This is a genomic window from Legionella sp. JM-2024 (assembly GCF_055389095.1).
The window spans coordinates 621,764-633,919 of record NZ_AP039388.1; the positions used below are offsets into that span (position 1 = coordinate 621,764).

Here is a 12,156-nt window from a genome sequence, read left to right on the forward strand (position 1 = left end):
CTTGATTAAACATACGCGTCATTAGCTTTGCATTGCTTTTGTCCCTCGGCTTACCAAAGCCAGGCTGTCAATATATAATTTACTTAAATCAATTCCGTTAATGTTATGTTGGTTAACTTCTTCCCAATGCCCCTCTTCATAAGCAATTACCAAAGACAGCAGATGTCCAAGAGGTCCTGATTTATTTATCAGAGCGTTTTTGATCTCATCAGCTAAGGTAATTTGCTTGATCAACTCGGGCATGGGCTTATTTAATAAACAATCTAATATTGATAGCAATCCTGCAGTATAGGCACTTTGACTATAAATATTTAAACTGCTTTTGGCGAGTTCTTCTGCCATATGAGCTCTAATGAGACCTGATTCCAGTATTTCTATGGGTTTATTAGAAATGTTTTTCATGGAAAACAACATAATCCATTTTTTTAGGTTGATGATGCCAAGTCTTGCTACTGCCTGATCAATGGATTCTATGCATTGACCGTTAGAAAATCCAACGGAATTTACAAGTTTCAGAAGCTGGTAGCTTAGTAAGGGATCGGATTGGATAATATGCGAAATTGTATTTAAATCACAATCTTCTTCTTGGAGAACCTGGATAAGTTGAAGCACATTTAATTTATTTGCAGCAATTTCTGTTTGCCCCTCTTCAATATAATTAAATAAGAAATCACCGCAATAATAATCCATAGTCATGGTTTTACATTTTTCAAAACTGGCCTGTTGGTTAAGCCCGTAAGCTATAACCTTGCGGTGTTTTGCTTTACTGTACTCTACTACTTTTGTTACATCAGATTGGTTCATTAGTTGTTCTGTTAGCCCGATGTATTCGGCAAAATTTAACCAGGCTAATTGTTGAGGAGTATTAATAAGTAATGCGATCGAAAATATGGATTCTTCTAGTTCAGCAAGAGAATAAGTAGATTCAATGTCTTCTGCTGATAGTTTTAAAATAATTGGGTTATTGATTGGAGTTTGGAATTGTTCCAGTAATTTTTTTAAAGTAAAAGGGATGAATAAAGGTAATTGAGTGTCTGAATGATAGATAAGGTCATAAAATTTGCTTGTTAATTCTTCATTAAGCATTATATTGTTACATGATAATATTTCAAAGGCGACGCATTTTAATTGAGGATTATATATTGGTCTCTTGACAATCATAAAGTATTCCATTTAATCATATTATGTAATCATAGTACGGGTTTTTGTAATTGGCTAATAGACTATGTATTTTCCTTATAAACTGAACTTTGCGTGATAAAAACAGAGTGCTATACTTTGCAGGCATGAATTGAAATTTAGTCATTCTAAGTAGTTCTTTTGAGGCCTGATTTTTTATTTCTCAAAGCGGTTGTTGCAGAATAGTTAAGAATTGAGTTTCTAAATAAGTCTGAAAGGCAAAGATGAAGTAATTTAATAGATTTCTATTTAGAAGAAGCTATATTTATGACATTTTCTTATGAGGAAGAAATTAATAGTGAACAAAAAAAGACCGATAAATCTGGATTTAAGTAGTCTGAAATTCCCGCCTATGGCTATTGCGTCTATATTACATAGGATTTCAGGGGTTCTTATATTTTTATTATTTCCTGTCGTATTATTTATTCTTAGCCATTCTTTGCAATCAGAAGATTCCTTTGCCCAGACGAAAATGATTTTAACTAATCCTTACTATAAATTAGTATTGTGGGCTTTTGGCGCTTCTATGATTTATCATGTGATCGCTGGAATAAGACACCTGATAATGGATATGGGATTTGGTGAAAGTCTTGACGCTGGTCGTATGTCAGCTGTTTTAATTATAGTTCTTGCAGTTATTTTGACAATTTTTCTAGGAATCTGGATATGGTAAATAATGTCACCAGTTTAACAGGAAATGGGTTAAAGGATTGGTTAATTCAAAGAGTTACCGCCGTCTATTTCGCAGCTTATTTAATTTTTTTGTTTGGATTTATTCTTGCTAATCCCGATTTAAATTTTTCTCAATGGCAGTCTTTGTTTTCTAACACAATTTTTCAAATTGCAACGGCAATTGGACTTATTGCGTTGACATTACATGCCTGGATAGGTATTTGGACGGTAACTACAGATTATATGAAATGTACTGCTATTCGTTTATCAGTACAGTTAATAGTTATTTTATGGCTCCTCGGCCAGTTTATTTGGGGCCTTGCGATCATTTGGGGACAATAAGCATGACAGTTGCACGTAACAGATTTGATGCAGTAATTATAGGCGCTGGCGGTGCAGGAATGCGCGCTGCACTCCAGATGACAAATTCAGGTTTAAAAGTGGCGTTGCTATCAAAAGTATTTCCAACCCGCTCGCATACTGTGTCGGCTCAAGGTGGTATCACTGCAGCCTTGGGAAATGCTGACGAAGACGATTGGCGCTGGCATATGTATGATACTGTGAAAGGGGCTGATTACATCGGTGATCAGGATTGTATTGAATATTTGTGTAAAACTGGCCCTGAAGCAGTTTATGAGCTTGAGCATATGGGTCTCCCTTTTTCACGAATGGATAATGGAAAAATTTATCAACGTCAGTTTGGTGGCCAGTCAAAACATTTTGGTGGAGAACAAGCTGCTCGTACTTGTGCTGCGGCAGATAGAACAGGGCATGCTTTGCTACATACTCTTTATCAACAGAATTTAAAAGCTAAAACTCATATATTTAGTGAATGGTACGCTCTTGATCTGGTAAAAAACTCACAAGGAAGAATTGCAGGTGTTACTGCAATGTGCATGGAGACTGGCGAGATTGTATTTTTTCAAACCCGAGTTTGTCTTTTGGCGACTGGGGGAGCAGGTAGAATTTTTCAATCTACAACGAACGCTTTTATCAATACAGGCGATGGCTTTGGGATGGCTATAAGAGCAGGCATACCTCTTCAAGATATGGAAATGTGGCAATTTCATCCAACTGGTATAGCGGGTGCAGGAGTTTTGGTTACTGAGGGCTGTCGAGGTGAGGGTGGTTATTTAATTAACAAAGATGGTGAACGCTTTATGGAGCGTTATGCCCCCAGAGTGAAGGATTTGGCATCTCGTGATGTGGTAGCACGCGCTATGGCTTTGGAAATTCGCGCCGGTAAGGGATTTGATCCAAAAGGAGTAGATCATGTTAAATTAAAACTTGATCATCTAGGGGCTGATTTGATCATGTCACGCTTGCCTGGTATTCGTGAATTATCAATGAAGTTTGCTGGCGTGGACCCTATCGTTGAGCCTATTCCAGTTGTTCCAACATGCCACTATAGCATGGGAGGAATACCCACCAACATGCATGGTCAGGTTATAACCAAAACTAATGGTAAAGAGCATATTGTGGAAGGATTATATGCGGTAGGGGAGTGTGCCTGCGTTTCAGTGCATGGTGCCAATCGATTAGGTGGTAATTCCTTATTGGATTTGGTTGTGTTTGGCCGTGCTGCTGGGATACATGTTGAAGAATTATGGCAGTCAAATCAATTACCTGATATGTCTTATGTGGGTGAAGACGAGGTAGCAGCCTCTTTGGTTCGTTATGAGCGTTGGGAAAACTCAAAAGATGGTGAAAGCCATGCTGTGATACGAGACGAAATGCAAAGAGTAATGCAGGAAGATTTTGGAGTATTCCGCACTGGTGAGGTAATGGCTTCGGGCTTGAAACGTTTGCAAGCTCTTCGAGACCGATTGGCTCATGCTAAACTTGATGATAAAAGTCAAATTTTTAATACAGAACGCGTTGAAGCATTGGAGTTGGATAATTTAATGGCGACTGCTTATGCAACGGCTTTATCTGCAATTGCGAGAACTGAAAGCAGAGGAGCTCATAGCAGGGAGGATTTTCCAAAGCGGGATGATGCAAACTGGATTAAACACACATTGTATTTTGAGGAGGGGGAGGTAATCGATTATCGTCCAGTGAATACCTCACCTAAGCATGTCGAGCCTTTTGAGCCGAAAGAACGCATTTACTAAAGAGGATATTTTATGGCTGATAGTAAAAATTTGATCCTGTCGATTTATCGCTATAATCCTGAGGTGGATGCCAAACCTTACATGAAAGATTATGAGATAGAAATACAGGCTAAAAGTGATCCGATGTTACTGACTTTGCTTGAGCGTCTGAAGGCCGAGCAAGACCCTTCTATTACTTATAGGCGGTCATGCCGAGAAGGAGTTTGTGGTTCTGATGGTATGAATATCAATGGAACTAATGGTTTAGCATGTATTACACATCTTTCTCAGTTAAAAACTGATAAAATTGTAATACGTCCTTTACCTGGTTTTCCGGTGATTCGTGATTTAGTAGTTGATATGACGCAATTTTATCAACAGTATGAACGCATTGAGCCTTATTTACAGAATGATGAAGTAGCACCAGCTCGAGAGAGACTGCAATCTCCTGAAGAGCGAGCACAGTTGGATGGATTATATGAGTGTATTTTATGTGCTTGTTGTACTAGTTCATGCCCTTCATTTTGGTGGAATCCTGATAAATTTGTAGGCCCTGCTGGACTTCTACAAGCCAGGCGTTTTTTAGCAGACAGTCGTGATAAAGCAACGCAGCATCGTTTGGATTTATTACAAGATCCTTTCAGTGTATTTCGTTGTCGTACTATTATGAATTGCACGAATGTATGCCCGAAGGGACTCAATCCGACGCAAGCGATTGCAAAGATTCGCACGCAAATGTTGACGCAGGAAACGTGATAAATCAGTTCTTGTTACTCAGAGAATTTCTGAGTGAACCCTTTGGAGAGAATGATAATGAGCAGTTCTGATCTGCAAAAAGAATGGGCTTCTTCCTATTTGTCTGGGGGAAGCATGGCGTATGTTGATAGTCTTTATGAGGATTATCTCGCAGACCCTGATTCAGTTTCAGAGGATTGGAAAGAAGTATTTAGAGCTTTGCCAAAAGTAAACGGGGCTCCTAAAGAAGTATCTCATAGAGACATTCGCAATTATTTTTTGCAGCATGCTGATAGAAAACTCAATAAGGTAATTCAGTTAGCGGATAGTCAGCAGTATCAGGTTGCGAGTTTGATTAATGATTTCAGAGCATTAGGACATCTTGCAGCAAAGTTAGATCCATTGGAAATGCTCGAACGTCCGGCAGTGTCACGCCTGGAGTTAGCGTATCATAATCTTGCAGACGTTGATGTGAACCGTACTTTTTTTGCTGGTACCAGTCTTAATGGGCCAGAGATGACTCTGGGTGAAATATATACTGCCCTTTGTGAAACATACTGTCGTAGTATAGGTATAGAATACATGCATATATCGGATACTGAAGTGACAGAATGGTTACAGAATAGAATGGAGTCCGTTCGTGGTTGTCCTGAATTCAGCGCTAAAGAAAAGCTAAATATACTCAAGGATTTGATAGCAGCGGATGGTTTGGAACGTTATCTTGGAACACGATATGTTGGTCAAAAGCGATTTTCTCTTGAAGGAGGAGATTCTTTAATCCCAATGATGAAAGAACTCATTAGAAGAGCTGGTAGTGAGAACGTTAAAGAACTTGTAATAGGAATGGCACACAGAGGGCGCCTCAATGTATTAGTTAATGTGCTAGGAAAGGAGCCCGGGCTGTTGTTTCAAGAGTTCGAAGGAAAAATAAAATACGAACGAACTGGTGATGTGAAGTATCATCTGGGTTTTTCTTCCGATATAAAAACAGAAGCAGGTGCTATTGTGCATTTGGCTTTGGCGTTCAACCCATCTCATTTAGAAATTATTGGGCCTGTAGTTGAAGGTTCTGTACGTTCTCGATTGGGTCGACGCAATGATTTGGCCAAAAAAGATAAAGTAGTTCCCGTAGTTATCCACGGTGATGCAGCATTTGCTGGTCAGGGTGTGGTAATGGAAACTTTTAATTTCTCTCAGGCACGCGGTTACTGTACAGGTGGTACAATTCACATTGTTATTAATAACCAGATAGGATTTACAACGAGTAATCCTCTGGATGCGCGTTCAACTCTCTATTGCACTGATGTTGCTAAAATGGTTCAGGCACCAGTAATTCATGTTAATGGAGATGATCCTGAAGCAGTCGTTTTCGCTACCCAAATAGCGTTTGATTTCAGAATGAAGTTTAAACGCGATATAGTAATTGATCTTGTTTGTTACAGACGACATGGTCACAATGAGGCAGATGAGCCCGCAGTCACCCAGCCGGCGATGTATAAAAAAATTAAATCAATGCCTACTTTACGAGAGAAATATGCTGAACAATTAGTGGGTGCCAATCTATTAACTAAAACAGAAGTAGATAAGTTAGTTGATGCTTATAGAGAAACGCTGGATAAAGGTAAGGCGGTTGTTGATTTAGTTCATGGCGATTACGAAGGAAAGTATTCTTTGGATTGGACTCCCTATATTAATTCCAAGTGGACTGATAAGGTTGATACGACCATTACTGAAGACCAATTGAAAAATATTACAGATCAACTCAGCAAGTTACCGCGGGGCATTAAGCTGCATCCTGTTGTGGAGCGTCTGCTCGCTGAACGCGATAAAATGACTGCTGGTGAAACTCCAATGAATTGGGGTTATGCAGAAACTTTGGCTTACGCTAGTTTATTACATGAAGGTTATGGGGTAAGAATTTCGGGGCAGGATAGTGGTCGAGGCACTTTTGCCCATAGGCATGCTGTATTGCATGATATTGAAACAGGTGGCACTTTTATTCCTTTGGAACATATATCAACCAATCCGAAACGATACTTCACTATAATTGATTCCGTGTTATCTGAAGAGGCAGTTTTAGCATTTGAATATGGTTTCGCGTCATCTGAACCATCATTTTTAGTCGTCTGGGAAGCACAATTTGGTGATTTTGCCAATGGAGCCCAAGTAGTCATTGATCAATTTATAAGCTCTGGTGAGCAAAAATGGGGGCGATTATGTGGATTAGTGATGCTTTTGCCTCATGGATACGAAGGGCAAGGTCCTGAGCATTCTTCTGCTCGATTAGAGCGTTATATGCAACTCTGCGCTCAGCATAATATCCAGGTTTGCACACCGACTACCCCAGCCCAAATATTTCATTTATTGAGAAGACAAGTTATTCGTAACTTCAGGAAACCCTTAATTATTATGACACCCAAGAGTCTTCTACGTCATAAATTAGCTGTTTCACCTTTGGAGACTTTATTTAAGGGTAAATTTCATACAGTTATTCCAGAAATGGATTCTCTGGAAGCACAAAAAGTAACGAAAGTAGTGTTATGTTGTGGTAAGGTTTATTATGATTTATTGCAGATGCGTCGTGATAAAAATTTAAATCACGTAGCAGTTGTGCGGATAGAACAGCTGTATCCATTCCCCAAAAAGGCATTAATGGTTGAATTGGAAAAATATCAGCATGCTAACGAAGTAATTTGGTGTCAGGAAGAACCACAAAACCAGGGAGTGTGGTTTTCTTCTCAGCATAACATACGTGACTGTTTGCGCTCTGAACAAACCTTACAATATGCTGGTAGGGCATTTGCTGCTGCACCTGCAGTGGGAAGTCCAGGTTTACATGCAGAACAACAAACTGCTTTGGTTGAGCAAGCATTATTTGGTAAAAAATAAGTTTAAACAATATAAGAGAAGGTATAACCATGTCTATTGAAGTCAAAGTACCTGTTCTACCCGAGTCAGTAGCTGATGCAACCGTGGCTGCATGGCATAAAAAAGCGGGTGAAAAAGTAGCCCGGGATGAAAATTTAGTGGATCTGGAAACAGACAAAGTTGTCCTTGAAGTTCCATCTCCTGTGGATGGGATATTATCCGATGTTCTGTTTCAAGTTGGAGATACGGTTAGTTCAGGAGATTTGCTAGCAAAAATTTCTCAAGGCGCTTCTGAAGAGTCTCACAAGGCTGATAAAGAAGAGAAACCAGCTAAAAAAGAAGAAGTTAAGACTTCTGAAAGAGAATTGGTAAGCCAAAAAGAAGATAAGTCAACAAGTCCAGTAGTAAGACGTATGATGGCTGAGAATGATTTGAAGCCTGGCCAGATTCAAGGTACTGGCAAAGAGGGCAGGATAACTAAAGAAGATGTTTTATCTTACATAGAATCTAATAGAGAAAAATCAGCTAAGGCACCTGAAGCTCAAAAAGAAACCTCTGTCAGATCACTTTCTGCTAGTGCCAGGGAAGAAAAACGCGTCCCTATGACAAGATTAAGAGCTAAGATTGCCGAACGTTTATTACAAGCGCAACATAATGCTGCTATGTTAACCACTTTTAACGAGGTGAACTTGAAAGCAGTAATGGATATGCGTTCGCAGTATAAAGATAATTTTGAGAAAAAACATGGTGTAAAACTTGGATTTATGTCCTTTTTTACTAAAGCAGTAGTAGAGTCTTTAAAGCGATTCCCTGCTGTAAATGCTTCCATTGATGGTCAGGATATTGTTTATCACGGTTTTTATGACATAGGAATTGCTGTTTCCACTGAGAGAGGCCTGGTTGTTCCAGTAATTAGGGATGCTGATCAATTGAGTATGGCTGAAATTGAATTGGCTATTAATGATGCCGCGTCAAAGGCTAGAACAGGTAAATTATCTATGGAAGAAATGCAGGGAGGAACATTTACTATAACCAATGGTGGGGTATTTGGTTCATTATTAGCTACGCCTATTATTAATCCGCCCCAAACAGGTATTTTAGGGATGCATAAAATTGAAGAGAGGCCTATAGCAGAGAAAGGTCAGATTGTTATACGCCCTATGATGTACGTTGCTTTGTCCTATGATCATCGTCTGATTGATGGGAAAGATTCTGTACAATTTTTAGTAAGTGTTAAAGAATTACTGGAAGATCCATCCCGACTTTTACTTAATGTTTAATTAATCTCATTTAACAGCAAGGCCCGTGTTAACGGGTCTTGCTTTTTTAAAAGGTAATCAGAATGAATTTACATGAATATCAAGCCAAGCAATTATTCGCCAACTATGATTTGCCAGTGCCTCGTGGTGAGGTCGCTTATAATGTTGAGGATGCATTACTAGTTGCTTCTCAATTATCAACCCCCCGGTGGGTAGTTAAGGCTCAGGTTCATGCGGGTGGTAGGGGTAAAGCAGGGGGGGTGAAATTGGTTTCTACCAAGGATGAATTGGCTGCGGTTACCAAATCCTTGCTCGGTTCACGCCTGGTTACTTATCAAACGGATGCTCGTGGTCAGCCAGTACATGCCATTTTAGTTGAAGAAACATGTGAAATAGATAGAGAACTATATCTTGGTGCTGTTGTGGACAGAGCTACAAGGCGAGTTGTTATCATGGCCTCTACAGAAGGTGGCGTTGAAATTGAAAAAGTGGCACATGAAACACCAGAAAAAATTTTCAAAGTGGTTGTTGATCCATTGGTTGGTGTTATGCCTTTCCAATGCCGTGATACAGGTTTTAAATTAGGATTGAAAGACGATCAAATCAAACAATTTACTCATTTGATGATGGGATTGGGTAGGATGTTTGTGGAGTGTGATTTAAGTTTGCTGGAAATCAATCCACTCGTTGTAACAAAATCCGGGCAACTTATTTGTTTGGATGGCAAAATTAATATTGATGGAAACGCCTTGTTTCGACAACCCAAACTGAAAAGCATGCGTGATATTTCTCAGGAGGATGATCGAGAAAATCGTGCCAGTGATTGGGAGCTTAATTATATCCCTCTCGATGGCACAATTGGTTGTATGGTAAACGGTGCAGGATTGGCAATGGCGACCATGGATGTGATAAAACTTCATGGCGGCGAACCAGCTAATTTCTTGGATGTAGGGGGAGGCGCCACCAAAGAAAGAGTAAGTGAAGCTCTGAAAATTATTGTATCTGATGAAAAAGTCAAAGGGATCTTAGTGAATATTTTTGGTGGAATAGTTCGTTGCGACCTTATTGCCGATGGAATTCTGGCCGCTGTAAAAGAAGTGGATGTGAAAATTCCAGTTGTTGTCCGACTTGAAGGAAATAATGCTCAGTTGGGCGCTGAGATATTGAATAAGAGCAATTTGAATGTTATCGCTGCAACCAGTTTGACAGATGCTGCTAAGAAAATTGTAGAGGCTGTTTCCAAGTAAGATACAAATTAAATTTGGCATGGCAATTAAAGATGATTTGAGATGGACTGGCAGTAAAGCTTATTCATAGGCAAAGACATGTCATTAAATTATGAGGTTAAAAATGAGTGTATTAGTTGATAAACATACAAAAGTACTTTGTCAGGGTTTCACAGGAAAACAAGGTACTTATCATACAGAGCAAGCATTGGCATATGGTACTAAGATGGTAGGTGGTGTTACACCAGGTAAAGGCGGCCAAATGCACTTGGGATTGCCTGTATTTAATACAATACGTGAAGCTGTTGAAGAAACTGAGGCAGATGCTAGTGTGATCTATGTTCCTGCACCATTTTGCAAAGATTCGATTCTTGAAGCAGCGGAAGCAGGTATCAAACTGATTGTTTGCATCACAGAAGGTGTACCGGTATTGGATATGTTGCAAGTAAAAGTGTACATAGAGAACAATACACAAGCAAGGCTAATAGGTCCCAATTGTCCTGGAATAATCACTCCTGGCGAATGCAAAATAGGTATTATGCCAGGTTATATCCATTTACCTGGAAAAGTTGGAATAGTTTCGCGTTCTGGAACGTTAACTTATGAAGCAGTAAAGCAGACTACTGATAAAGGGTTTGGCCAAAGTACCTGCATAGGAATAGGTGGAGATCCAATTCCAGGAACCAATTTTATTGATGCTCTGTCTTTATTTGAAAAGGATCCTCAAACAGAAGCAATTATTATGGTTGGGGAAATTGGTGGTTCTGCAGAAGAAGAAGCAGCAGAATACATTAAGTCACATGTAAAAAAACCAGTAGTTTCTTATATTGCTGGAGTTACAGCGCCTGCCGGAAAACGCATGGGACATGCGGGAGCAATTATTTCAGGTGGTAAAGGAACAGCTGCTGAAAAATACGCAGCTCTGGAAGCAGCCGGCGTTAAAACAGTTCGATCTCCTGCAGACTTAGGAGATGCAATAGCTGAAGTAACTGGTTGGTAAGAGAGATTTTCTTCTCTACCAACTGCTTTGCACTAAGTTAAAAGAGTGTCTTTCCTAATAGACTAAAGTTGGAGCTGAGCGATAAGCAAAGCCCAACATCTGTCTTCATACCATAAAAATTTGTCGTAAATTATAAATTTTAAAGCGTATAATGACTTACAATTTCTTTAGTAAAGGTTTGCTATGAGTAAATTTAGAAGTCTTGCAGATATAAGACGAGATTATGGTGAGTTGCAATTAAGTGAAAAATCAGCTGAAAATGATCCTATTTCTCAGTTCAAACTATGGTTTGATGATGTTTTACAAAATGAAAAAAATGATCCTACTGCAATGGTATTATCTACCGTAGATGAAAAGGGTTATCCGGATTCCAGGGTTGTCTTATTAAAAGGATTGGATGAAGGAAACTTTATCTTTTATACCAACTATCAAAGTGTCAAGGCAATTCAAATTCAAAAGAACCCTTACGCAGCTCTTAACTTTTTTTGGCCACAAATGGCAAGGCAAGTGCGTATTCGAGGGCGTGTGAGGAAAATCAGTACTGAGCAATCAGATGCCTATTTTTCTTCCAGACCACTAAAAAGTCAGTACAGTGCAATAATTTCACCACAAAGCCAAGAAATTGAGGGTAGGGCTCTTTTAGAGGAAGAGTTAAATCAGTTGATTCAACGGCATGGCCAAAAGCCAGTAGTCAGGCCAGACAATTGGGGAGGATATATGATAATCCCCGATGAAATTGAGTTTTGGCAAGGTCGAGATAATCGTTTACATGACCGAATCCACTATTACCGGCAAGATAATCGATGGTTGCATCGTAGGCTAGCACCTTAACCGGCAGATTTTGTCATCCACCCTGCAAATATCATTCTATTACCTCGAATAACGAGAAATCGTTACATCGATGAATGGCAATAAATTATTTTTATAATTTTTAAACCGATTTTATTTTAAAATTGGTTTAAATAAATACATCATTTTCACAAATATTCATTATGCGTATAAATATCCTATTATGAATTGGTCATTCACAATGGAGTCATTTATTGCCAAATCTTCCATAGTTATAAGCATCTTAGTTATAGATTAGTTAGAAAGTACATGAAAAAAAACTATGATAAAAAAAT

General features: G+C 39.1%; 10 protein-coding genes. 9 read left to right on the forward strand and 1 reads right to left on the reverse strand.

The window, feature by feature from the left end; translation table 11 throughout:
* Nucleotides 1–21: 21 nt before the first annotated feature.
* Entirely contained in the window at nt 22–1,161 is a 1,140-nt protein-coding gene (locus ACZ5EK_RS02785) for an EAL and HDOD domain-containing protein (protein ID WP_464431297.1), read from the reverse strand.
* 316 nt (nt 1,162–1,477) lie between these two features.
* Here ACZ5EK_RS02785 and sdhC point away from each other — a divergent pair, with 316 nt between their 5' ends.
* The 9 genes from sdhC (at nt 1,478) to pdxH (ending at nt 11,863) form a co-directional block, all read left to right on the forward strand.
* Nucleotides 1,478–1,852, forward strand: coding sequence for a succinate dehydrogenase, cytochrome b556 subunit (gene sdhC / locus ACZ5EK_RS02790; protein WP_464431298.1), 375 nt, complete (start codon nt 1,478–1,480; stop codon nt 1,850–1,852).
* Nucleotides 1,846–2,193 carry a succinate dehydrogenase, hydrophobic membrane anchor protein gene (sdhD, locus tag ACZ5EK_RS02795; protein WP_464426421.1) on the forward strand — a complete coding sequence of 116 codons (348 nt, stop codon included), beginning with the start codon at nt 1,846–1,848 and terminating at the stop codon, nt 2,191–2,193. The genes sdhC and sdhD overlap by 7 nt, the downstream gene beginning before the upstream one ends.
* 2 nt (nt 2,194–2,195) lie before the next feature.
* Nucleotides 2,196–3,965: a succinate dehydrogenase flavoprotein subunit gene (gene sdhA, locus ACZ5EK_RS02800; RefSeq protein ID WP_464431299.1), complete on the forward strand. Its 1,770-nt coding sequence runs from the start codon at nt 2,196–2,198 to the stop codon at nt 3,963–3,965.
* A gap of 12 nt (nt 3,966–3,977) precedes the next feature.
* Complete coding sequence (locus tag ACZ5EK_RS02805) at nt 3,978–4,700, forward strand: succinate dehydrogenase iron-sulfur subunit (RefSeq protein ID WP_464431300.1); 723 nt, start codon at nt 3,978–3,980, stop codon at nt 4,698–4,700.
* A 57-nt stretch (nt 4,701–4,757) separates the two neighbouring features.
* Entirely contained in the window at nt 4,758–7,568 is a 2,811-nt protein-coding gene (locus ACZ5EK_RS02810) for a 2-oxoglutarate dehydrogenase E1 component (protein WP_464431301.1), read from the forward strand.
* 29 nt (nt 7,569–7,597) lie between these two features.
* Nucleotides 7,598–8,827 (forward strand): 2-oxoglutarate dehydrogenase complex dihydrolipoyllysine-residue succinyltransferase, encoded by a 1,230-nt coding sequence (gene odhB, locus ACZ5EK_RS02815; RefSeq protein ID WP_464426425.1) that lies wholly within the window; start codon nt 7,598–7,600, stop codon nt 8,825–8,827.
* A 62-nt stretch (nt 8,828–8,889) separates the two neighbouring features.
* Complete coding sequence (gene sucC / locus ACZ5EK_RS02820; RefSeq protein WP_464431302.1) at nt 8,890–10,053, forward strand: ADP-forming succinate--CoA ligase subunit beta; 1,164 nt, start codon at nt 8,890–8,892, stop codon at nt 10,051–10,053.
* A 103-nt stretch (nt 10,054–10,156) separates the two neighbouring features.
* Nucleotides 10,157–11,032, forward strand: coding sequence for a succinate--CoA ligase subunit alpha (gene sucD / locus ACZ5EK_RS02825; protein ID WP_464431303.1), 876 nt, complete (start codon nt 10,157–10,159; stop codon nt 11,030–11,032).
* Between the two features lie 183 nt (nt 11,033–11,215).
* On the forward strand, nt 11,216–11,863 hold the full coding sequence (pdxH, locus tag ACZ5EK_RS02830) for a pyridoxamine 5'-phosphate oxidase (RefSeq protein WP_464431304.1): 648 nt from the start codon (nt 11,216–11,218) through the stop codon (nt 11,861–11,863).
* Nucleotides 11,864–12,156 lie beyond the last annotated feature (293 nt).

What these genes read in the sequence shown, in the direction of transcription:
- ACZ5EK_RS02785 (WP_464431297.1), bottom strand. Translation starts at nt 1,161, where the DNA reads ATGATTGTCAAGAGACCAATATATAATCCTCAATTAAAATGCGTCGCC.
- sdhD (WP_464426421.1), top strand. Translation starts at nt 1,846, where the DNA reads ATGGTAAATAATGTCACCAGTTTAACAGGAAATGGGTTAAAGGATTGG.
- sdhA (WP_464431299.1), top strand. Translation starts at nt 2,196, where the DNA reads ATGACAGTTGCACGTAACAGATTTGATGCAGTAATTATAGGCGCTGGC.
- ACZ5EK_RS02805 (WP_464431300.1), top strand. Translation starts at nt 3,978, where the DNA reads ATGGCTGATAGTAAAAATTTGATCCTGTCGATTTATCGCTATAATCCT.
- ACZ5EK_RS02810 (WP_464431301.1), top strand. Translation starts at nt 4,758, where the DNA reads ATGAGCAGTTCTGATCTGCAAAAAGAATGGGCTTCTTCCTATTTGTCT.
- odhB (WP_464426425.1), top strand. Translation starts at nt 7,598, where the DNA reads ATGTCTATTGAAGTCAAAGTACCTGTTCTACCCGAGTCAGTAGCTGAT.
- sucC (WP_464431302.1), top strand. Translation starts at nt 8,890, where the DNA reads ATGAATTTACATGAATATCAAGCCAAGCAATTATTCGCCAACTATGAT.
- sucD (WP_464431303.1), top strand. Translation starts at nt 10,157, where the DNA reads ATGAGTGTATTAGTTGATAAACATACAAAAGTACTTTGTCAGGGTTTC.
- pdxH (WP_464431304.1), top strand. Translation starts at nt 11,216, where the DNA reads ATGAGTAAATTTAGAAGTCTTGCAGATATAAGACGAGATTATGGTGAG.